A 21,548-nucleotide genomic window follows, 5' to 3' on the forward strand; every position below is an offset into this window, starting at 1 on the left:
TCATCAAAATTATTTGTTTATATATGTGGTTTCCAACTCCTTAGAATGATCTGTAATCTTCCTAGAAGAAAGGTTATAGTAATTGAATGTTTGCATCCCTAAATATATGGATTCATGGATGACATGTTTACAACTGCCATGAATTTAAGATTCTCTAAGGGAAGGACTAATTCAAAATCCTTATGCCGATGTTTAAGCGAAAGAGTCTTACCGTCTTTTTTTAAGGTGGCAACACCTACAATCGCTGTATTGGATTTATCTACAATTAAGATTTCATCTCCATCGAAAAAGGAAGTTTTTAACTGGATGGTTATACTATTACAGCATGGTTCTAGTGAAATGTTCATAAAATTATTTAATGTATCAAGATGGATTACTGCCATAGAGTTAATTCCTTTCTGCTCATCAATTGTTAAAGGAGTAGGGTCATGGCCAGAAATGTTATCTGAATCTAACATACCTTTGTTTTTTATGCATTGAAAACGGTTCTTAGAAATATGCTTAGTAAATGGGGCATTCTATCGATAGAGATGCAAAAGGCTGTTGCTGAAGATGAACAGGAACGCGAGCTTAAAGATATTACCGATGAAACAGAAGAAAATCTACAAGATGATCCTACTATTATTGATTATCAAGAAGAGGTACCATATTATGTTCAGTTGAAATGGCTGCTGCAGGAAAACCAAATTAAAGAGTTTGAGTTGCAACTAAGATTCTTGCTCCAAGATAAGTTTGTTAAAAAAGGCAAGACTTTTAGGGAAATTGAGTATGTTGCAGATTTCAAAGTATTTAAGAATGATGGATCAATTGAAATTGTTGATATCAAGGGGGCGTAGACAAAGGAGTTCTCTATCAAGCGTAAATTGTTTGAGTGGAAATACGTCGAATCCTTATTCATTCTGACCTATGATAACACCTTGGGATTTGTAGAACTAGTAAATTAAAAAAACTGAGAAAGGGTGCGGTTAGTAGCAAGAAAGGCGGTAAGTCTAGATTGCGGAGTGTTGCAAGTCCTAACGGTATTCTGAGGAAGGAAAGTCAAAACAATAAGTACGAAAAGAAAATTCATATAGCAAGCAACATAAGGTGTTTTATACAATTGGTAGAAAATATGAGTATAAGTAACAAAATGTGTATTGTGTTTCAAAAAAAATGAACATAACAGGAAATTTAAGAATTACGAAGGGGTTAAGAATAAATCAAATATATTATAAACTTGTTCTTGGTATTTATTAAAGTTTATGTACAGTTTTTTCAGTATTTTTTTTAATACGTAAAATAAGATATTCAGTTTGGATCTGTGACCAAATAAAACCACCAAGCATTAAGGCTATATACAATTTACGATCTTGTTTGTTTTCCTTTTGTCTACTTATAGTGATTGTAAAAACTGATGTAATGATATGGATGATGATTGTAAGTATCCCTTGCATTTTATAAGCTCCAATCTAATTTTTTCTTTAGTATTTGTTAATACAAGAAAAGTATGCAAGCATTTCAGAATTTCACCAGTGAAAATCAAGAGAAGTAAAAAAATATGAAATCTTATAGAAAGGAGAAAAGTATTGCAACCCGGCTGTCATAGCAAAAGCATTAGGCCCGTGGCTTTGCGTCCTTTACTTTCGTAAAGTTTGCCAATGAAGAATTATAGGTTAATGATGTGATTTAAGTCTTAACTTTTGAATCGTTGATATTGAAAAATAAAATAATCAAGCTGTTGACTGATTTGAATTGTAGTTGAACTATTAAAGCCTTTTTCCATGCCAATATCAATTAGTTCTTTTCGTAATCTATAAATATGATTTTCTAGTTGATTGAGAGAATAATCTTTTTCTTTATAGGTGTTAAGCACTATTATCACTCCTGATTTTTGGGAAAAATACAAACAAAAGTAATTATATCAAAGAATATTCAAAAATTCTTAATTTTAAAGTGAGTCTTTTTACTTATTTTTGTTGAATGAAAGAGTAATTAAGTTTAGGAGAGGTCTGCACAATGACAAAGGATATTCGCCGCATTGAATTTTACACTAGAAGATCCAAAGAGTTGGGTTCATTTCATCCAACTCAAAGGGATGCTCGATGGCGGAGAAGATGTATTCGGCTGATGAATTATAAATCTGCTATGTATAGATTATTTAAGTAGTTAAGTAAATAGTTTTACTCTCCTTTCCTTCTGGAAGGGAGAGAATGTCCGAATAAAGAGGAAGCACTTTGAGTTAGTTAGTGCTTTCCAATAAAGCTTAATTAATGGTAGGAGATATTAGTATCCTCCACCCATATAAGATGCACCTATGATGATTAGCAAAATAAATAAAACAACAATTAGAGCAAAGCTCATGCCGTATCCTCCACCATTTTCGTTACATGACATAATCGTGTCACCTCCTTTAACTCTGAGTTAATACTATTTTATGCTGGTCGTCAGTTGTTGAAATGGACAAACATGCATGAACAGATATAAAAGGCAGAGTAATTATCATTGAGTCACTTAGAGAAAATTTGAGTTGAAAGCGAAAAGGACTAGGTTGAATGTTTAGTACAACTATTGTTTAGGAAAGAAGTTGAAAGACGAAATATTTAAGACCATTTTTTATCAAACTGATTAAAGCAAATGTCTGATTCTCAAATTATAAAGGGAGTGGTATAAATGACACTTTTTACAGTTATGAACAGAGAACATTCATATGGAGGAAGGATTGGAATTTTCATATGTGAGGATACAACAGGTATTACTCTTAGTTTTGGAGAAGAGAAAGTAACTTTTAGCAAAGATGAGGTAAGAGAAATTTTATAAAAGAATGAAATTGGAGAGTAATAGATTAGTAGACAACAACTATGCAATAAAAAAGCTAGGTATTGTACCTAGCGATTAGATAAATTTTTAACTTTTTTGTTGGTACTAATAGCAATACTAATAAGCAAAGCGCTAAAGATACTAGAGAGTATTGCTGAACCAACACCCATCCACATAATTGTTATAAGTTTTTCTTTGTAGTTTGGAAACATATTTAATCTCCTTTTAGTTAATCATTTTTATCATTGACTAAAAAGCTGGAATTTATGTATTAGCTGTATAGCTAGATAATGCAAGGCAACAACGACATACATCTTCAGTCCCAAACTAATTTTCTGGAAACGAGTTATTTAAACCTTAGAGTATATTTATTTTAGTTTTCTGACAAATTTGAGATTTAATAAAAGGATAAAGAAAAGTATAGGATAAATTAACGCAGAATACCAAATTTTCCAACCATGATGTGAAAAAAAACTTGTTTCCTTTGCTGTATACTCATAAATTGTTGCAAAAAGACTCCGAATAATAAAATAGAATATTTTAATCTTATAATTCTTCTTCTGAGGATATAAATTTAAAAATATTATATTGATTGCAGGATAAATCCCAATCATAGCTATGTAATCAATCAATTGAATCCCTTCATGAAAATAGTGATATAGATTAAATTTGGCATCCAAAAATAGATCAGCTGTTCCAGAAAGGATAAGGGAAAATAGTGAAGTTGTATAAATTTCTAGCTTAGTCAAAGTTTTAGGCATAAAGAATGCAATTAAATTAAACAAAACAATTGATAATATAAGTAGAAAAATAGAAAATCACTCTTTTCGGCGGATTTCGACGATATGTTTATATTATTAATTTATCCAAATTGTAGCTAATTATGTCGCAGTACGAAAAAACTATGCAACAAAAAGCCCAGTATCCATAGGTGAGTGAGTTTGGATACTGGGTACAATCCTTCCTTAAGACAAGTATATAGGGATTTAAGGGGAAGTTACTATGTAGATTGTGAATATTTAATGAAAGTAGTTAAACAGCGAATTATGTATCAGAGTTCTCTAATCTAAAAATGATAATTCTGATTCATGTACTAGTTCATACTCGATAGCATTTAAAGTTTTTAATTCACAATATCCTGTTTCATATTTATAAATTAGTAGATATTCTTTTTCTTGGTATAGGACCTTTGTTTCGTTCATAATAACCCGCCTTTAATGTAGAAGTTAATAAGATAGTACCTTACGCATAAAGGAGGAAACAACAGGATAAAAGTAAATATTAGTTAAGATTTTGTAAATTTCTATTTATTTTAGTGATTTGTTAAGTAAGGTAGGAAGTGTTAAATAATGATTATTTATAGCTGCCAAGATTGTGAAGAGGAAATAATTGATTATAGGATTCTTCCTAAATTATTATGCGGAAAATGCGGTAAGTATATGGATGCCGAGGAGCAAGAATAAAAATAAAAAAGCCAGGATTGCTCCCAGCATAATCTACATTTCTTTGGATATTGTTAGTTCACTTATTGTATGTGCCAATGATTTACAGTCTCCATCATACATGTGGAAATTTAATGAATGTATGAGATGATTCACCTTTTGTTCAAACTCGTCAAGAACATTTAATTCTGTAGACCAATGAATTTGTGGAATAGACACAATAAATCGATTATCTTCAGTTTTTATGATAAAGACATCGGCATTCCTATGCAAAACATCTAATTTTTTCTGTAAATATTTCATGAAAACCAACCCTTTTAAAAAAATTATACTCGAATAAAATAAATAGACCAATAAATAAAAAAGCCGGGATTTCTCCCAGCCCTCTTAGATATCGGTACGTAAATTATAGCATGGGAGTGATTCTAGATGCGCTTGAAAGATTTAACAATTAATCCGAGTACTTATGCTACTAGAAGTTGATATAATGGAACAAAAAGGAAGCTTTACCATTGTGGTTTGTAATGGAAAGGCTAAGCTAAGTTAACTCAGCTGCCGGAATATGGAGAGACAAAAATCATCACTCATCAAGGAAAGGTAAAACGGGTTAAGTTTGATGAGGGGGAAGAGTTTTTGTGTATCATATTTTTTAGATACCAATTTATTTGTAGCTAATTTCCAATTTAATTCTCGAGATAACGCAAAATTATTAAAGTACTCACAGAGAGGAGACATAAAGCTATATTTGACTTATACAAATTATAAGGAAATATTAAAAAAGTATAAAGATACTATATCTCCAATAAGTAAGAATATGAAGTCTGCAAATGCCGAGTTTTCTAAACACTCTGGCAATCTAATTGTTAATGAAATTAAAAAGCCAAAAGATTATACGGATAAATATAAAATATATTTAGATAGACTAATTGAAAAAAACAACATTGAAATCATAAATCATATAAATGATTTCTCTTTTAAATTGATAGAGAAGTACTTTAATAATGAGAAACCATTAGCGATTTTTATAATGAAGAGTTTGATATAATCACAGCGACATGCACAGCCTTAATTGGTGGAGCAGTCGCTATTTTTAATAACTTACTTCAGAAATAAGGTAGTTAGTACAGGCGCACAAGCGAATTGGTGAAAATTAGCATAAAGTATAGGGAGCGTTGTTAATGGACAGAGGTACAGTTATCTGTACTATCGTATTCGCTTGGGCATTTGTTAACCAGATATTTGTTTATTATGGATTTTATAAAATACCAGGGACATCAGATGATTGGGAAATGATTTTAACTAATGTATTTACTTTTATTACAGCTACAATTGCATGGTTTAAAAACAACTATATAACTGTAAAAGGAAAGAAACAAAAAGAGGTGCTAAAAGCAAATAATTTAACAAAAGCAAAGTAGAGAGCACCTAAATAGACGCTCTTTTTTTCTTTTGGGGAGCTAGTTACGTGCTCAGGCGATTAAAGAATTTCTTCTTGTTATTTCGCAAAGAAGATTCAACTGAACAAGAAACTTTATTAGATGAAAAATACTAAAAGGAGATGTGTTGAATGGCATTCACACCATATTATCATGAAAGAAATTTAAAAAACCTTGCACAACTTGGAGATAATACAAAGAAAAAGGCAATAGAATGGTATAAATATTTAATCGAAAATGAAATAAACGTATTGATCTATGAAACTACTCGTTCTGTAGAAACACAAAGAGAAAACGTGGCAAAAGGTGCTTCTCAAACAATGAAATCCTATCATTTAGAGGGAATAGGGCAAGCATTAGATTTTGTTATGGTAGATACCAAAGGGAATGCTCTTTGGAATGGATATGGTTCTGCAGAAGCCAAAAAGGCTATTGCCAAAGCTAAAGCATTAGGGTTTGAATGGGGTGGAGATTGGACTACTTTAGTCGATAAACCACACCTTGAATATCATTACAAAGGTTATGGCACAGATACTTTTAAAACAAAAGGTGATGCTATTTCTTTAACCGTTGAAAAAAGTACGATTACTACTAAAACAGTCACTGAAAAATCCAAAAACCCTTCTGTTGTGTATGAAGCTCACGTGCAAGGCATTGGGTGGCAAGGGAAGAAAAAAGACGGCCAAACAGCTGGAACAACTGGAAAATCCCAAAGATTAGAAGCGTTAACGGTGAAATTGGAAAACTCTAATGCGGAATTAGAAATGCAAGGACATGTCCAAGGTATCGGATGGACAACTGTCAGAACAAACGGAGAAGTTATTGGCACCATTGGAGAGAGTCTGCGTTTAGAAGCAATTAAACTAAAAGCATCTGGATTAACCATTCAATACAGAGTACATGTAGAAAAAGACGGATGGACAGCTTGGAAGAAAAACGGAGAAATTGCGGGTACTACTGGCCTGAAAAAAGGAATTGAAGCGATTCAAATCAAGTTGTCATAAAATAAACGGGATGGTACAAACTATATAGTGATTAGCCTTACCCAAAGCCCTATTCTTCGGAGTAGGGTTTATTTTTATATAAAATATTTATAATCTAATTAGGCGGTATCCAGATGAGAATTGAAATAACAATCGGGTTTTTACCTATTATTGGTATAAAAATAAGATGCTAGGAAAATTTAATATAGCACAGGTTTTAATCCTATTCGTAGGAGGTAATAGAATGTCCGTTCAACAGTATTGGAAAGAAATAAATAACGCGAGTGAGAAGGTATCATCTTTAATAAATTCTTATTGGCATGAGCATTCTGACTGGGGGAATTGGCAGTTCTGGGTCTTACTAATATTCTTACTTATTCCACTTGTTGTGCTTTTGATAAAGCTTGATAGGAGGAGAACTTTTGAAATTCTTTTCTTTGGATTTACAGTTCATATGCTATGGACATATACAGAAAACTCGCTCATAAGAAAAGGTTATATCGACCATCACTACTTTATAATACCATTCTTACCACAGGCTTTAGGAATAACAGCATCCTTTCTTCCTGTTTCATTTATGCTATTATATCAATTTTGTATCAAAAATAATAAGAATTTTCTTGTATGGACTGCGGGACTATCAGCTGTAATGGCCTTTGTTTTTGCACCCATTGAGAAGCTATTAGGATTTCTTTCCACGTTAAAGGGTTTTACGATTTTTCATATATTTTTATTAGATATTGCCATTACAATGATTGCCTATGGATTGACGAAGTTTTTCACGAATTTTTATAAGAAAAGTCAATAGCCTTCAGGAAAAAATAAATTAGTGTGGGTGTAAAAATGGATGTAGATTTCGTCCCTCCATCCAAAAAGATTGCACCTTCTATTGAAAAAGGAAAATTTTTTGCTACATGGAATAAATTTGTTCAAGGCATGTTGTATCTTCATGGCTATGATCCAAAAGGATTTGATGGCATATTCGGTACCGGAATGTTAGCAGCCATTAAGAAATTCCAAAAAGAGCATGGGTTAACTGCTGATGGTATTGTAGGACTAAATACATTCGTTAAGTTTTTTGCATAAAATAAACGGGATGGATAAAACTAATAGTACATCATGATTAATCTTCACGAACCCTTCTCTTAGTGAGAGGGGTCTTTTTGATACAGGATTTGTTAAAAAAAAAAGAACTCATTTAAGAGTTCTTTTATAGGCATCTTATTCAATTAAGTCCCTGTTAGTTGAACAAATCCCTCACTTTTTTGTTCTAATTTTGCACCAAACAAAAACTTTATAGTGAAAAATACTCTGCTGCAATCCTCATAAAAATAACTTCAAATGCAGATCTCGTTTACAATTAGGGACACCTTGAGTCTTGTAGAGCTATTATTAGTATTGATATAGTTAATTTATTAATTTGTAGATATTGAAGAAAGTCAACATAAAATATATTGACTTTCTCTTGCAAATCTTAGAGTAGCTTTAGTCCACTTACAAAGATCAATACAGCAACAACTGTTCGTAACGGTCTTGTCGGGACCTTTGCAGAAATGCTACTACCTATCAATACTCCTGGAATTGAGCCCATGAGTAAGTTACCCACTAGCATATAGTTAACATTTCCATAACCAATATGAAGCAATCCTGCGACCGAAACTAAAAGAAAAGCATGCGCAATATCAGTACCAACCATCTCTGATGTCTTCATTTGATAGAGATAGATCATTGCCACAGCGAATAAAGAACCTGAACCTAAAGAAGTGAGTCCGACAATAAATCCAAAAATGCAACCAATTAAAATCGTTAGCATCTTCTTTTCTTTCAAAGGTTTCAATTGCCAACGATTAGGTCTTAATTTTTTTTCCACAAAAGTTTTGATAATGATAGCTAGTGAAACAAATACCAGTATATATCCGAGGGAATGCCTAATAATCTGTTCTTGATTATGGTAATAAGATTCAAAATAATGAAGGGAACCTATCGCTACCACCGCACTCGGAATACTTCCTATCGCTAAATACTTAACCATCTGAACATTAACTGTTTTTTGTCTCCAATGTTGAGAAACTCCGAATAGTTTCGTAATTGAATTATAAACAAGGTCTGTACCAACAGCAATTGAAGGATTAACTCCTATTAAAATTAATACAGGAGTTAGGAGTGCTGCTCCTCCTACTCCAGTAAGCCCTACCAAAAAACCTACAAGTAAACCCATCAATGTAATCCAGATATCCATATTGTACGCTCCATAAATCCTAAGTATTTATATAGGATTATATATATTTATACTTATCTTGTAAATAACTAATTATTTCTTAGATTCCGATAATTAGCCCCTGTTTTTTTAGAAAAGTAAAAAGCGCACATATTAATGAGTCAAATCTCTTCTTCCACTCCCTGCCCTGTTGGCCATCCATGAAGCCATGCCTCATCACAGAAAGTGTAAGATAAATTCATTCTTACCAACATTCATTAATAGAACCTTTGTATAAAAAGGATATTTCTTACGAATTGTAGAAAACGTATTCTAAAGAAAAGGAGGAATGTATATGAAAGATCCAGGAGGAACTGGTGGTTCGCCTTTGTTCAATTTCCCAAGAGGAGGATATAAGTATAGACCCTCCACCAGGTTGGTAAAAAGGAAGTCCTTCTCCTAGTGGGGCATTGTTTCTTCCAGTAAATGCAATTCCTTTATAGTAAGTTATAAAAGAAAAGACTAATTTTTTCAAAAAGTTTGAATCTATAATTATAAAAAAACAAACTAACCACCTATAAAGTTTAAAAGGGATTAGTTTGTTTTTGATTATTTTTCAATTATACGTGTAAGTTTAATTGTTACTTTTTTTTTGGCTTTATCAATTTTTGTTGCAGTGATATAAGTCTGCAAACGGTAATCTGTAGTGGTCATGCTTGCTCTCAATTTAGGAATCTTCATGTAAAATCACCATAAGCTCTAGCTGAAGACGAAAATTCATTAAAAAGCATGATTACAAATGTAAAAATTAACAGAATACTCAATAATTTCCTTTATTTCCATTTACTTTCTTTTTGTGGTTGAAGGTAATGTTACAATAAAATATATAAATATTAAATTTTAGAATTATTAGTCTTAAAATTTAAGTTTGGATACTCATTGATGAGTTATAAGTCAAACTAGATAAACGGCACAATTTATGAAAAAAAGGTAACATTCTATCCAAATCCAAATTTTTTTTGTAAACTTAAGAAAAAGAAAGGTGGAAAAAAATGAAAAAATTTTTTGGTGTTTTAGTTATTTTTGTTGTAACGTTGGTCTTATCAAACGGATTTGCCTCCTCTGTTAGTGCTAAGTACGTAGATGCCTCAGGAACTTATAAGACCTTGAAATATGGGGATGCTTCTGTTACCTATACATACCAATCTGGAACTTTCAAACGTGCTCCATTGACAGTAACTACATATTTTAATGTAAATGATTATGGAGCAAAAATTTCGAAAGTTTCACAAAAATCATCAGCAAAGTGGCCCTACACCGTTAAAGAAAAAGGGACTAAAAGTTTATATTTAAAAGGCAAGAATGAGAAATTATTTACACCCGTTGCTTATGGTTATTTCACCACAAATTCCACTAAGTACAGCTTAGAAACAACTCTCCAAGTAAACAAAATAGACAAGAAGAAAAAAACTGTAACATTCTATGTTATTAATAGAACTGATAAATAAAAAAAGGGCAGTGACTGTCCTTTTTGAGACAGTAAGAAAACACCTCCACGTTGATTTATTTGGATTAATACTCTTTTTTCAACGAAAGGTGTTTTTTATTTGTCTCCTTTTTTTTAGGTCACTGCCTAATGAGAGGGGCTTTGATTTTTAATCTTCCCAAACTTCTTCCATTAAGTCTTCAATCTCTTTTCGAAATTTGTCTGTTTTATCTTTTAGTATTTTTATTTTATCTCCATTAATTTCAACTACGTCACCAACTGCAGCATTTTTTGGAAAAAGGGATTTGTCATAATCCTTTGTTTTTCCATCGATTTCAACTACAGCTATTGCTCCTTCAAAACGATCGATTATGCCTTTCATGCGATTCCACCTTATTTCCTATTATTGTGTTGGCTTTTTATTAAAGGTAATAGTTTTTCCATCACTCGTAGCAATAATCGTTCCTTGTTTATCTGTTCTGAAAACTTTAACCTTACTATTTTTTAATCGTTTTAATGTATCGGAAGTAGGGTGGCCGTAACTATTTTTCTTACCTACAGAAATAACACTGTATGTTGGCTTTACTGCTTTTAAGAATTCAGCGCTAGTGGAAGTTTTAGCCCCATGATGACCTACTTTAATAACATCAGCTTTCAAGGTTTCTTTCGATTTAATCATATCAGTTTCTGACTTGAATTCAGCATCCCCAGTAAATAAGAAAGATTTCTTATTATATACCAGGCGTAAAACAGCACTCCAGTCATTCAAATCACTTTTACTGTAAGTTTTAACAGGAGCAACGAATGTTGCTGTTACACCTTTCAATGATAGTTTAACTCCTTTTTGTGCAGTCTTAATTTTAAGTCCTTCTTTTTTTACTGCATTTAAAAAGTCCTTATAGGCTTGTGTGGTATGGCTGACCTTTGGGGCATATACTGACTTTACGTTAAATGATTCAAGTACTTCATCTAGACCTCCCACATGATCGGCATCAGGATGAGTAGAAATCAGTACTGCAATATTCTTCACTTTTTGCTTTTTTAAATAGGATACAACATCACTACCGTCTTTATTTCCACCATCAATAATAATGTTATCACCATTTGGAGTCTGGATATAAATGCTATCACCTTGGCCAACATCAATAAAGTGGATCGTAAGTTTCTTACTTGCAGCTGAAGCAGGTGTTACAAGTAAAACAGATAACAGCAGAATAAAAGCTGTTAATAGTAATTTAATTTTTCTCATCTGTATTTTCCTCCTTATGTCTAGGAGAAATATATCATTATTTTTATTATTTTTCTATAATGAATTACAAAGATTTGAAAACAAAAATATAAGAGATTTTTAATTGAATATTATTTTGTGTTTTTGGTGAAATAACAGTAATATGGACCTAATAAAAAGAATCCTTCCTAGTAAGAAAGGAGGGATTAGATGCTATTGGTTAAATTATTGAAAAGATTATGATGGATTAATAAGCTGTCCACACTGCCGCGAGTATTTTCTTCTACATGATAATGTTAAAATTAGATATCTTGAATACATTGACTCATCCTCATTGTTACAGCCAATTAGATATTAAAGACTCCGGAACACTCAGAGAAATCTTCGGAAAATATCCAGAATGTTTTCCAGCAACAGAATATAAAGCAAAAGTTAAAGTCATCCATTTCTTTTAATAAGAAACTAGTAAAAGCCCAACTCGTATGAGGAGGGCTATGTTTACGTTAACTAACAGAGTAGGTTGGATTACTGAAAAAACTAAAGAAAAGGTCAATTTTATTAATCTATTGCTAATACAACCTACTAATTTAGGATAAGATTAAGTTTTTGGAAAAAATATCTTGATAGGATAATTATATATAGTGAAATATTATATTGCTATATTTGAAGGGGATATTCATAGCGGTAATAACCTTGCAACAAGGTCTATAAAGCGGCAAGAAACTAGATAAGGAGAAATTATAATTGTTAAAAGGAAAGGGAGATTTTTAGTAATGTGGTTTAGGTTTTTACCAGTTCTTATTAATGTTATTTTATATTTTGGCTTAGATATGTCGAGTGCATTAAATTACTTTTATTATACCATTCCTTTCTTACTGTTTGGAAAATGGCATTTGGTAGCATTGGGTATTTACTTTTATGTACAAGGAAACTCGGCGGGGGTATGGATTGTAGCTATTACACTTATTTTCATGTTGATTACTCGTATAAAGAAAAAAGGAAAATCTGCTATCACTGGAAGAGAAACAGCAGCTACAAAACAATACAAGGCAAATAAAAAAAAGAACAACATTGGAAGGGATGAAGAATATTACAGGAGCGAAGAACCTACTAAAAGGAGTTCCTATTCTTTTAATTCTGAAGAAAGTAGAAATGACTATTCAACTGAATATTATAATTATGATAATAATCAACATGAAGAAGAGCTTCGAGATCGTAAAAAAGCAGAAGACGATGAATATTGGGAAAGAAAAAGAAAAGAGGACGATGCCTATTATTATCGTAGAAACGGCGGACCGCGTTGGAAAGTTGATGCAGCCGATGACGACTTAGGAAGATCCCAATTTGAACGGAATTATGAGGATGATAAATAAGAAATAAGATGTAGAGGATGCGGAGAACCGGAATCGCAATGCAGATGCTGCTCAGATTGCGATAGTTATCCATGTAGATGTTGTCGTGAATGTGGATACGCGGATTGTCGTTGTTGTAGAAATTAAGATTTGCTGAGCGTTTTATAGAATAGTAGACAACAACTGTAATACAAACACTTAAGGTAATACTGTTATCACCTAAGTAGATAGGTGATAGTAGTTGTTATGTAATACAACAAAATTTTTAAAGAATAAATAAAAAAGACTTTATGCAGATTTAAGTGATTGATTGAGAAAATTCCTAATTCCCTCAAGTGATATTCCAATTTCTTTAGCAGATGAAATTAACTCTAACCATTTTTTGTCTAAATCGGTGTTGTCGTTTGTAGAGTTTAACATATGTCCTCCTAAAATATACAATATTTCAGGCAGCCCAGCCATCTTAGTGTTAAACCTTAGACCTGTAACTTTGCGTCTTACTCTTTTGAGGAGTTTTCTTTTATTTGTAAATAAATCAAGCACAGGTTAATAATACTTTAATTTTTTAGTATTTTAAATGGAAATATTCCGATAAATTTCTACAACAGTTGCTATAGCAGTTTTCATGCAGTCATGGAAGTTCTGGTATGACAGGTAAGTTTAGATGATGAGCAAGAATCCCGTAGTGTTCTTAAATAGTGTCAAAGTACGAAAAAGCTGAATAATAATTATGCTTGAAAAAAAAAGCGCTGATTAGGCGCCAATTATGATGATTATTCCAATTTTTATACTTTGAACCTCAGTTGAAAATTAAAAAGCAAATATTAGAGCTTCCAAGCAGGAAAATCTATGTCTTCCTTTTGTTTTTCATACTCTTTCATATTTGAGTATGAGTTTCCTAGTTTACTTACAATGAAGCCTTGAGGACTAGATGTTTCTACATTACCATTTAGTTCTTCTAATTTAATCGTTGCAAACATGTTTGCAACTGAAGCTAAACTTTCAATAGTGTCCATTAATTCAGGAATATCATTGTTGTAACTCTTAGAAATGGAGTAAATATAATCAAGTTTATTTTTAATTAGCTTAAGCGTTTCGATCTCAAATTGTTCCTGTGTCTTTTTCATAATATTCAACTCCTTATGTATCATCTTATGTAAAAGAAGTGAATGTTGAACGAAATAAAATAAATAAATAAAACGAAAATACATTCATTGTGCAGGAATGCAGGATAAATTGAGAAACCTGGTGAATGTGGATTTAATTGACTAATCTTTTATTTGTTTGATGGTATTCTAAAAGAATTTTTATTATTGTAATAAGTTGCAAACCTGTAGAACAAATATGTTATTGAAATAACTACAGTATAAACAGGAAGAGAGTAAATTAATTTCCAACCAGTGTATACGAATACATGTAATTTCACTAACAAAAACTCAATGCCAATTGCGATCATATTCCAAAAGATAAAATATAATACCAATTTGAGCCCCTTAAAATAATCTGAAAAATAAACAAAAAGGTATCCAAAAGCTGGATAGGCACCATATAAAACTAAATCAAATAATTCATATTTAGAAGTATCGGTTAAGTCATATAACTCGAATGGTTTCACAGCCATTGAGTGATCCATAACTTTTGGAAATGAAATACTCAGCAAAACAATGAGTGGAGTTATTTCCTTTGGAATTTTTTTAGGTAAAAAAGAAAATATGAGTACATTTATTATAACTGTAACGATGATTGTCCATTCATTTTCATCAAATTTTTCTGGGAAGTAAAGGAACATATTAATACCTCATAAGACGTTTTTTTCTATACCATTGCCACAAGATGAAGGCAAGTGAAATTGTAAATGTCCATTCTGTTAGTGAGTCTGTAATAGTAAATTTTTTGTTTTTTAAGACACCTAAAAAAATAAATAAAAATTCAAATGAAGAAATAACGCAAATATTAAAAATTAAAAGTACTATCTTTCCAATACGGTTCTTGATTCTAAGGTAAACATCGAAAAAGATAATAATAATTAGAGGGTATAAAAGTAGTCTTTGAAAAAAATGAGTCCAAAAATCGCCTTGGTTTTCGGATAGGCTTAGCATTTCGAAATTAACTATTAGTATAGATGATACCGAATGTGTTATAAGCCAAACTGTCATCCAAATAAAAAAGATTTCAAAAAGGTGAAGTCGTTTCCTATAGGTACAAAAGAGAATCAACAGAAAAACTAAAATGAAAATAAATATTGAAAGGATCATTACATCACCTAGAGAGTTTAATAAAATTATTTTTAACAATAGGGACATTCTCTATGCATCATTCTAAAATTATTTTTATTACGGATTTCGAAAAAAATGTGCAATAAAAAGCCCAGTATCCAATCGTAAAGGAGGAAAAGGCTACTGGGAACAATAGTCAAATTTTCGTTGGAATAAATTAAAGAAGTGATTATGTATCATAGTTCTCTAATCTAAAAATGTTAATTCAGATTCATGTACTAGTTCATACTCGATAGCATTTAAAGTTTTTAACTCACAATATCCTGTTTTATATTTATGAATTAGTATATATTCTTTCTCCTGATACAGGACCCTTGTTCTGTTCATAAAAATCACGCCTTTAATGTAGAAGTTAAGTAAGATATTACAGTATATATAAAGGTGAGAGAATAGGACAATAGTACTTAATTATTTAAATTTTGTGAATTATTCACCTTTTAATTGCTTGTTAAGAAGGAAAAAAACTTTAGTAGTTTAATTAAGGTGGACGAATAAATATTTATCAATTTTAAACTCAGTAGAAGGAATACAAGGTAGGAAGTGTTTAGTAGTGACTATTTACAGCTGTCCAGATTGTGACAAGGAAATAATTGATTATAGGATTCTTCCTAAATTATTATGCGGAAAATGCGGTAAGTATATGGATGCCGAGGAGCAAGAGAACAAATAAAAAAGCCAGGATTGCTCCTGACCTTCTTAGTTATCGGTACTTAAATTATAACACAGGAGTGATACAAAATGCGCTTGAAATATTTAACAATTAATCCTAGTAATATGCGACTAGAATGGATGAAATAGAACAAAAAGGAAGATTGGCTATTGTGGTTTGTAATGGGAAGGCCAAGTTAACTCAGCTGCCGGAACATGGAGAAACAAAGATTATCACTCATCGAGGGAAGGTGAAACAGGTTAAGTTTTATGAGGGGGAAGATTTTTGAATAAGGGGAAAAGGGTGAAAAAAGAGAATAAATGGATAGTTGGAGGTTTTATTGTAGTAGAGTTTGCTGTGTTTTCTCCATTTGGAATTATGATTCTTGCTAAGAAAACATCACAATTGCAAGTATGAGTGAAATGGGAACAGTCGGTGATTATCTAGGAGGAACTTCTGTAGGATTACTATCATTAGCTAGCATACTCTTTGTTGTTGCAGTAATTATAATGCAAAAAGAAGAACTTGCTTTGCAAAAAGATGAGCTAAAAAAACAACAGAAGAATATAAAATAACTAACGAAAAGATGAAAAAACAACAATTCGATAGTGTGTTTTTTAATATGATTAGTCTTCCTTATGATTTAGTAAACTCAATCAGCTTGGATTCTATCTTAATGAATACAAAAGTACAATGGGACATTATTATAGAAATCTAACTAGAATTATTAAACTTATTGATGAATCAATATTTAATGATAAAGAAAAAGAAGTTTATTTGGGAATACTTAGAGACCAACTTTCATCAGATGGATTAATGTTATTATTTTATAATTCTCTTCAGGATAAAATGTTTTTGGCAATTAATTGATGTATGTTTTGGCAGTATGTTTATTAATCCTTATGAATGGTTACTCAAAAGGAAATCGTATAGATCTTAATATTTATACATATTTGTGTAACTGTGCTTATTGTACTATCAAGTAGGTTAGCTCAACAAGAGTATATAAAGAATTTTGTTTTAGGAGTGAGGAAATTTTCTCACTTTTTTTCTCACGCATTAACGGGCAGTAAGACCCCCACTGATTGAAGTTTCACTTTATTTTATTGACACGGATTACTGTTCGAATTATAGTAGTAATACATATTACCACTATAAAGGAGGCTGCTATGGAACATTTAATTGAGCAGTTTGAAGAGATTGGTTTTTCAAAAAACGAAGCAAAGGCTTATACAACATTGCTGAAGGAGCCGGCAATAAATGGGTATGAAATCAGTAAAAAAAGTGGTGTGCCACGCTCGATGGTTTATACAATCATCGCAAAATTAGTAGCGAAAGAAGCAATCACAGAGCTCCGAACCGAACCGCCAACCTATATTCCAGTGCCGGTAAAGGAACTGGTCATGAATCGAAAAAGGCAAACAGAGGAGACACTTACGTCTTTAGAAGAAGAATTGCTAGCTATTGAGAAGCCTATAGAAGTGAATGTGATTAAGCATATTGAAGGGCGAACACAAATTATTCATGCCATGCAAAAATTAATGAAGGCATCAAAGGAGGAGATTTGGCTTTCTGCATGGGAAGAGGAACTGGAGGAATTGCGTAGTGCTGCCGAGGAACAAGGTGAAAAAGGAATTACAATGCATTCATTACTCTTTACAGATAAAGAAACTTCATCTTTTGGAAATGCATTTTATCATCGTCAATTCACAGCTTCAGTTGAAAAACATAGAATGAGCCAAAGGTTAACGATTGTTATTCAGGACAATCAAGAGGTACTGGTTGCAGGCTTTGTTGATGGTCAAATCCCTCAAGCTATTCAAACTGCTGAACCAATGTTAGTTCTGCTGGCTAAAGAATATATTCGACACGATATGATGATGAAAGTTGTTACGGACAAATTGGGAACTGACACGTTTAATTCATTATGGCAAGGTAGTGACCTATTAACTTATATTATCCAAAACGTGAAGAAATAAGGAGTTGTTTTTGTGTATATGGAAGTTTTTTTGGTTGGTATTCTAGCTGCTTTATCGCCTGGACCGGATTTTGTAGTAGTTATGAAAAATAGTTTAGGTATAGGCAGAAAATATGGAGTTGTTACAGCACTGGGTGTTGCCAGTGCATTGATTGTTCATATAACCTATACCATTTTAGGTTTTAGCATCATATTAGAAAAATCGCCCGTTATTTTTAATCTAATTAAACTTGCTGGGGCTATCTATTTACTATGGTTAGGGTATAAAGGTATTCGTTCGAAAGCATATTCTGAAAATCCAAATGAGATAAAGGGCGAACAGAAATTGCAAACATCTATAGGACAGGGCTTTCGTGAAGGATTTTTATGTAACCTTTTAAATCCAAAGGCTCCTTTATTTTTTTTAAGTGTGTTTTCTCAATTTCTTGGACATGACATTCCCAATTGGATGCGTTGGATATATGGCGGAGAAACCATTTTAGCTATTGGTCTTTGGTTTGTCTTGCTGGCGATACTTATTTCAAATAACTATTTTAGAAAACTCTATCAACAGTATATGCATTGGTTTGACCGTGGACTTGGCATTGTTTTAATTGTTTTTGCAGTTACTATCGGGATAACTACGTTTTTAAGTTAAAGGGAGATGTTTAAAAAGTGACGATTGAATTATATAAAGAGAATAGTTATATAAAAGAATGTACAGCACAGATTATTTCAGTAAATGAAAGGTTTGTTGTATTTGACCAAACTATTTTTTATCCCGGTGGCGGTGGACAACCTTGTGACCAAGGGACCATTAAACAAGATGATGAAATCTACAAAGTAGTAAAAGTAAAAAAAATAGATGGTGAAATTATTCATGAAATAGACCGTCCACTTCACGACATACAACAAGCCGTTATCATGCGAATCGACTGGTCTTGGCGTTTTCAAAATATGCGTTATCACACGTTATTGCATGTGATTTCAGGTTATTTATATCAACATTACAATGCTTCAGCTACAAGTAGTCAAATTGAAAAAGACTATGCAAGATTAGAGCTAGCTTTCTCTCCTGAAATCATTGGAAAAATACCATTTGAGCAGTTAGAACAATCGCTAAAGAAGTTACTAGCACAGCCTTATAATGTTCACACGAAAACAATGAGTAGAAGAGAAGCAGAACAAAAAGAAGGGACCATTAAAACGATTGTTAACTTACTTCCAGCTTCTCTTAGCGAAGTTCGAATCGTTCAAATTCACAATATTGACGAGCAAGCGTGTGGTGGAACCCATGTCAACAGCACAACTGAAATTGGCAACTTTTCCATTATTAAACTTCAAAACAAGGGTGCCACGAAAAGAAGGATAAAAATTCAGCTTGACTAACGACTGATTAGGTCCCTTGCATATTAATTTAAATACCTATATAGTATGTATCCCTGTATTTTAGTTTGTGAAGAAATATACTTAAATTAACGGGAGCTTCAATTCAAAAAATATACTGCCATAAACGACATTTCTTAATTGCCAAATACAGGATGAAAATGATGAATGGAAGAGAATTATAATTGTACATAACTTTTTTTTGAATAGCTTAGATTATGATTTTTATTATAATTTGCATAAAATCTTATTAAAGTAGTTCTATTAGCCATCTGAAGACAGAAAAAATGAAGTAGCTAGAGAAAATGAGAAAGAAATATAAAACTAGCAGACGTGATATTGAGGAACTAATGAATCAGAATATAAAAACATTAAGGCGGGATCGTGATGTGGCTATGAAGAGAACGTAGAATTTTGTTGGATAATGATTTATTATAAGTCCCTTTATACTATTCCTTTGTTATAATTAGGTAAATATTATTATAAAAAAAGAGATATATAGAGGGGTTATTACGATGGCATCATTAGTTAATTGTAGAGTTTGTAAAAAATCGGTTGCGGATACAGCCAAAAATTGTCCTCATTGTGGTGTGGATGAACCTGGAAAAAATAGTTTTCAGAGTTGTTTAGGGTGTGGTTGTCTTATAGTAGTTGCAGTAGTGGGCTATTTTGCATATCAATTTTTCTTTTAAAAGGTTTTGTCGTAACTTGTTGAACGATTATATTTGTCCATTTATGTCCTTTCGCTGATAATTAGGAGGAAGGGAAGGGGAATTTAATTGAATACCACAATAAAATTATTGTTATTAAAAGAAGAAGAACTAATATTTAAAGAAGATATCAACTTGGCAAATCAAGAATTATTATTAAGCGAAAAATTGAATGCAAATAGTCTTGATAAAGAAATACCAAAAAAGCTTGAAAAAATAAAAATCCAAAGAAAAATATTGCGAGATAAGAATTTGGAGCTACATCATAAAATTAGAGGATAATTGTTTAAGGTATTCGTTAATACGGATGCCCTTTTATTTTGGAGAAAGAAGGAGGAGGGAACAGAAGGAAGACTAACAAGCTGTTTTCTCCTTAATTGATTAGGACATCTTTGTTGTTAATAATTAAAAATCCCTTTGATATTTATGTATAAATTTAGTAAATTTAACCTTTAAGAGCAATAATATGGTAGAATTCAAGTTTGAATCAACTTCTGAAAATCCAGATATACCTAGTGGGACTTACCTTATGAAAAAAACTTATAACAAAACAACTAGCTATATAAAAATGGATACGAAAAAATGGTTATGGTATGGTTGATTTAGAAGGTAGTTATTCAGGAAATTATATAAACGGTACTGTTTTAAGTGATGATGGCAAATCAAGAATCGGAAGTTTTTCTGTGAAAAAATAAAATAAGAGTAAATAATATGCAAAGACTATAAAATTTTTGATATGATTTATTGTCTGTATGACTTAATTATAACTTTATGTAGTTTTATTAGTGCCTTCTAGTATTGAAGGTGCTTTTTCTTTTGTCAAAAACAACATAAAGAAAGGAATGGTGTGATGTGAAATGGCAAGAGCTAGAAATCCAAAACGTGAAAGGGCGTTTGAAATATGGAAAGAAAGCAATTAAGGGCTTTACTATGGGTACAGGTTACGGACTAACAACTATTGAGATTAACGCTAATGGATTTGCTCATTTTGCAATATATACAGACGCATCAGACGGCACGATTGCATCGACTGTTAGTACAGACTATTCAGAATTGGAAATCGATCTAAAAGCAGGTGTAACCCTACATGCGCCAAGAATTCCTTTATATGAAGTAACAAAAGAGCATTACGACAATATTCTTGTTATATGGAATGAAGATGAAGTAATTTGTCGTTATCCAGTTGTAGAAGGTGTTCAATACGTACAAAATCCTTATATCATCCCAGAAGGGGGAAATTTAATTTCTTTTTTCTCTAGTTGAGATGTCATCCATGCTAAAGTAAACATTAAAGGTGCGTATGAGATGGAATTAAATTATTTTCATATGAGCGATTAGAAGATGCAGGCCTTTCTAAAGAGTTTATATACTTTGTGATGGTTATCATCACTGGTTGGTATTAGACTATCGAAATAGAAAGAAAATCCATCCGTTCTTTATATAGTTGAAAATTATGTTACAAAGGATATTACATGGGAATATTTAGAGATTGCAGATACTTTTACTGGTTTTCTAAATCAATTATTTCGTATAAGAAGTAGGAAAAAAATTTCTGAGATTAAGTTTGATATATCAGTATTTATGGATATATTATAGAGGTGGAAACTACTGTGCAACAACTAAATATTAAATTCAGTGTTTTTGATAAAT

30 protein-coding genes, 3 pseudogenes and 2 riboswitches are annotated in these 21,548 nt (G+C 31.8%); of the genes and pseudogenes, 21 read left to right on the plus strand and 12 right to left on the minus strand.

The features are described 5' to 3' along the window. Positions 1–98: 98 nt before the first annotated feature. Complete coding sequence (locus CWS01_RS07155; protein ID WP_101176506.1) at positions 99–383, minus strand: LexA family transcriptional regulator; 285 nt, start codon at positions 381–383, stop codon at positions 99–101. Positions 384–473: 90 nt separating this feature from the next. Here CWS01_RS07155 and CWS01_RS23300 point away from each other — a divergent pair. Next, positions 474–629 (plus strand): annotated as a pseudogene (locus CWS01_RS23300) (recombinase RecT); the annotation flags it as partial. Between the two features lie 30 nt (positions 630–659). Next, a complete protein-coding gene (locus CWS01_RS23305; protein ID WP_328588903.1) occupies positions 660–836 on the plus strand; it encodes a DUF1064 domain-containing protein in 177 nt (58 codons plus the stop codon). Positions 837–1,563: 727 nt separating this feature from the next. Further along, positions 1,564–1,646: riboswitch (cyclic di-GMP riboswitch) on the minus strand. Positions 1,647–1,672: 26 nt separating this feature from the next. Here CWS01_RS23305 and CWS01_RS07170 read toward each other — a convergent pair. Together CWS01_RS07170 and CWS01_RS07175 are read right to left on the minus strand one after the other, a co-directional pair. Beyond that, positions 1,673–1,852 carry an aspartyl-phosphate phosphatase Spo0E family protein gene (locus CWS01_RS07170; protein WP_157827587.1) on the minus strand — a complete coding sequence of 60 codons (180 nt, stop codon included), beginning with the start codon at positions 1,850–1,852 and terminating at the stop codon, positions 1,673–1,675. Positions 1,853–2,262: 410 nt separating this feature from the next. After that, complete coding sequence (locus CWS01_RS07175; protein WP_101176510.1) at positions 2,263–2,373, minus strand: YjcZ family sporulation protein; 111 nt, start codon at positions 2,371–2,373, stop codon at positions 2,263–2,265. 276 nt (positions 2,374–2,649) lie between these two features. Here CWS01_RS07175 and CWS01_RS22270 point away from each other — a divergent pair, with 276 nt between their 5' ends. After that, on the plus strand, positions 2,650–2,796 hold the full coding sequence (locus tag CWS01_RS22270; RefSeq protein WP_157827588.1) for a hypothetical protein: 147 nt from the start codon (positions 2,650–2,652) through the stop codon (positions 2,794–2,796). Positions 2,797–3,164: 368 nt separating this feature from the next. On the opposite strand, the gene CWS01_RS23415 is transcribed toward CWS01_RS22270, so the two are convergent. The 3 genes from CWS01_RS23415 to CWS01_RS07185 all read right to left on the minus strand — a co-directional run bounded on the left by CWS01_RS23415 (position 3,165) and on the right by CWS01_RS07185 (position 4,541). Next, positions 3,165–3,557 carry a CBO0543 family protein gene (locus CWS01_RS23415; protein WP_407938544.1) on the minus strand — a complete coding sequence of 131 codons (393 nt, stop codon included), beginning with the start codon at positions 3,555–3,557 and terminating at the stop codon, positions 3,165–3,167. Between the two features lie 300 nt (positions 3,558–3,857). Beyond that, positions 3,858–3,998: a hypothetical protein gene (locus CWS01_RS22275; RefSeq protein WP_157827589.1), complete on the minus strand. Its 141-nt coding sequence runs from the start codon at positions 3,996–3,998 to the stop codon at positions 3,858–3,860. A gap of 294 nt (positions 3,999–4,292) precedes the next feature. Then, the gene (locus tag CWS01_RS07185) at positions 4,293–4,541 is read right to left on the minus strand and encodes a YueH family protein (protein ID WP_101176512.1); all 249 of its coding nucleotides are present in this window, start codon (positions 4,539–4,541) and stop codon (positions 4,293–4,295) included. Positions 4,542–4,667: 126 nt separating this feature from the next. Here CWS01_RS07185 and CWS01_RS23420 point away from each other — a divergent pair. The 6 genes and pseudogenes from CWS01_RS23420 (at position 4,668) to CWS01_RS07210 (ending at position 7,743) form a co-directional block, all read left to right on the plus strand. Beyond that, a pseudogene (locus tag CWS01_RS23420) lies at positions 4,668–4,913 on the plus strand (XtrA/YqaO family protein). Continuing rightward, entirely contained in the window at positions 4,855–5,283 is a 429-nt protein-coding gene (locus tag CWS01_RS23425) for a PIN domain-containing protein (protein ID WP_101176513.1), read from the plus strand. The pseudogene CWS01_RS23420 and the gene CWS01_RS23425 overlap by 59 nt, the downstream one beginning before the upstream one ends. A 133-nt stretch (positions 5,284–5,416) precedes the next feature. Further along, positions 5,417–5,656, plus strand: coding sequence for a phage holin (locus CWS01_RS07195; RefSeq protein ID WP_101176514.1), 240 nt, complete (start codon positions 5,417–5,419; stop codon positions 5,654–5,656). A 149-nt stretch (positions 5,657–5,805) separates the two neighbouring features. Next, positions 5,806–6,678, plus strand: a complete 873-nt coding sequence (locus CWS01_RS07200; protein ID WP_101176515.1) for a M15 family metallopeptidase — start codon at positions 5,806–5,808, stop codon at positions 6,676–6,678. Positions 6,679–6,901: 223 nt separating this feature from the next. After that, on the plus strand, positions 6,902–7,465 hold the full coding sequence (locus tag CWS01_RS07205) for a hypothetical protein (protein WP_101176516.1): 564 nt from the start codon (positions 6,902–6,904) through the stop codon (positions 7,463–7,465). Between the two features lie 35 nt (positions 7,466–7,500). After that, positions 7,501–7,743, plus strand: a complete 243-nt coding sequence (locus CWS01_RS07210; protein WP_101176532.1) for a peptidoglycan-binding domain-containing protein — start codon at positions 7,501–7,503, stop codon at positions 7,741–7,743. A 388-nt stretch (positions 7,744–8,131) separates the two neighbouring features. Here CWS01_RS07210 and CWS01_RS07215 read toward each other — a convergent pair whose 3' ends face one another. Next, entirely contained in the window at positions 8,132–8,896 is a 765-nt protein-coding gene (locus tag CWS01_RS07215; RefSeq protein ID WP_101176517.1) for a sulfite exporter TauE/SafE family protein, read from the minus strand. A 1,010-nt stretch (positions 8,897–9,906) separates the two neighbouring features. Here CWS01_RS07215 and CWS01_RS07220 point away from each other — a divergent pair. After that, positions 9,907–10,362 (plus strand): hypothetical protein, encoded by a 456-nt coding sequence (locus CWS01_RS07220; protein ID WP_101176518.1) that lies wholly within the window; start codon positions 9,907–9,909, stop codon positions 10,360–10,362. A gap of 147 nt (positions 10,363–10,509) precedes the next feature. On the opposite strand, the gene CWS01_RS07225 is transcribed toward CWS01_RS07220, so the two are convergent. Then, positions 10,510–10,722: a DUF3006 domain-containing protein gene (locus CWS01_RS07225; protein WP_101176519.1), complete on the minus strand. Its 213-nt coding sequence runs from the start codon at positions 10,720–10,722 to the stop codon at positions 10,510–10,512. Between the two features lie 21 nt (positions 10,723–10,743). Further along, positions 10,744–11,589: a ComEC/Rec2 family competence protein gene (locus CWS01_RS07230; protein WP_101176520.1), complete on the minus strand. Its 846-nt coding sequence runs from the start codon at positions 11,587–11,589 to the stop codon at positions 10,744–10,746. A 752-nt stretch (positions 11,590–12,341) separates the two neighbouring features. On the opposite strand from CWS01_RS07230, the gene CWS01_RS07235 reads away from it, so the two are divergent. Next, complete coding sequence (locus CWS01_RS07235; protein ID WP_101176521.1) at positions 12,342–12,941, plus strand: hypothetical protein; 600 nt, start codon at positions 12,342–12,344, stop codon at positions 12,939–12,941. A gap of 267 nt (positions 12,942–13,208) precedes the next feature. Here the strand turns inward: CWS01_RS07235 and CWS01_RS23135 are convergent, their stop codons facing one another. The 3 genes from CWS01_RS23135 to CWS01_RS07250 all read right to left on the minus strand — a co-directional run bounded on the left by CWS01_RS23135 (position 13,209) and on the right by CWS01_RS07250 (position 14,709). Beyond that, positions 13,209–13,382: an anti-repressor SinI family protein gene (locus tag CWS01_RS23135; RefSeq protein WP_328588902.1), complete on the minus strand. Its 174-nt coding sequence runs from the start codon at positions 13,380–13,382 to the stop codon at positions 13,209–13,211. After that, positions 13,366–13,449: riboswitch (cyclic di-GMP riboswitch) on the minus strand. It overlaps the preceding gene by 17 nt. 295 nt (positions 13,450–13,744) lie before the next feature. Then, positions 13,745–14,047 carry a hypothetical protein gene (locus CWS01_RS07245; protein ID WP_101176522.1) on the minus strand — a complete coding sequence of 101 codons (303 nt, stop codon included), beginning with the start codon at positions 14,045–14,047 and terminating at the stop codon, positions 13,745–13,747. Positions 14,048–14,196: 149 nt separating this feature from the next. Further along, positions 14,197–14,709, minus strand: a complete 513-nt coding sequence (locus CWS01_RS07250; RefSeq protein WP_101176523.1) for a hypothetical protein — start codon at positions 14,707–14,709, stop codon at positions 14,197–14,199. A gap of 1,272 nt (positions 14,710–15,981) precedes the next feature. Here CWS01_RS07250 and CWS01_RS07260 point away from each other — a divergent pair. The 10 genes and pseudogenes from CWS01_RS07260 to CWS01_RS23435 all read left to right on the plus strand — a co-directional run bounded on the left by CWS01_RS07260 (position 15,982) and on the right by CWS01_RS23435 (position 20,818). Continuing rightward, positions 15,982–16,134, plus strand: coding sequence for an XtrA/YqaO family protein (locus CWS01_RS07260; RefSeq protein ID WP_157827590.1), 153 nt, complete (start codon positions 15,982–15,984; stop codon positions 16,132–16,134). Then, entirely contained in the window at positions 16,131–16,262 is a 132-nt protein-coding gene (locus tag CWS01_RS23140; RefSeq protein ID WP_268877057.1) for a hypothetical protein, read from the plus strand. Before CWS01_RS07260 ends, CWS01_RS23140 begins: the two co-directional genes overlap by 4 nt. A gap of 5 nt (positions 16,263–16,267) precedes the next feature. After that, entirely contained in the window at positions 16,268–16,420 is a 153-nt protein-coding gene (locus CWS01_RS22285; RefSeq protein WP_157827591.1) for a hypothetical protein, read from the plus strand. 115 nt (positions 16,421–16,535) lie between these two features. Continuing rightward, a pseudogene (locus tag CWS01_RS23430) lies at positions 16,536–16,715 on the plus strand (putative phage abortive infection protein); the annotation flags it as partial. A gap of 299 nt (positions 16,716–17,014) precedes the next feature. After that, a complete protein-coding gene (locus CWS01_RS07270) occupies positions 17,015–17,824 on the plus strand; it encodes a TrmB family transcriptional regulator (RefSeq protein ID WP_101176526.1) in 810 nt (269 codons plus the stop codon). A gap of 18 nt (positions 17,825–17,842) precedes the next feature. Beyond that, on the plus strand, positions 17,843–18,460 hold the full coding sequence (locus tag CWS01_RS07275; protein ID WP_235851999.1) for a LysE family transporter: 618 nt from the start codon (positions 17,843–17,845) through the stop codon (positions 18,458–18,460). 17 nt (positions 18,461–18,477) lie between these two features. Next, positions 18,478–19,191 carry an alanyl-tRNA editing protein gene (locus CWS01_RS07280; protein WP_101176528.1) on the plus strand — a complete coding sequence of 238 codons (714 nt, stop codon included), beginning with the start codon at positions 18,478–18,480 and terminating at the stop codon, positions 19,189–19,191. A 512-nt stretch (positions 19,192–19,703) separates the two neighbouring features. Continuing rightward, entirely contained in the window at positions 19,704–19,880 is a 177-nt protein-coding gene (locus tag CWS01_RS22290; protein WP_157827592.1) for a hypothetical protein, read from the plus strand. An 87-nt stretch (positions 19,881–19,967) separates the two neighbouring features. Beyond that, positions 19,968–20,180, plus strand: a complete 213-nt coding sequence (locus CWS01_RS07285) for a hypothetical protein (protein WP_101176529.1) — start codon at positions 19,968–19,970, stop codon at positions 20,178–20,180. 575 nt (positions 20,181–20,755) lie between these two features. Next, complete coding sequence (locus CWS01_RS23435) at positions 20,756–20,818, plus strand: phage terminase small subunit-related protein (RefSeq protein ID WP_101176534.1); 63 nt, start codon at positions 20,756–20,758, stop codon at positions 20,816–20,818. Positions 20,819–21,548 lie beyond the last annotated feature (730 nt).

Origin of the sequence: Niallia nealsonii, assembly GCF_002835805.1 — a bacterium.
GTDB lineage: Bacteria > Bacillota > Bacilli > Bacillales > Cytobacillaceae > Niallia > Niallia nealsonii.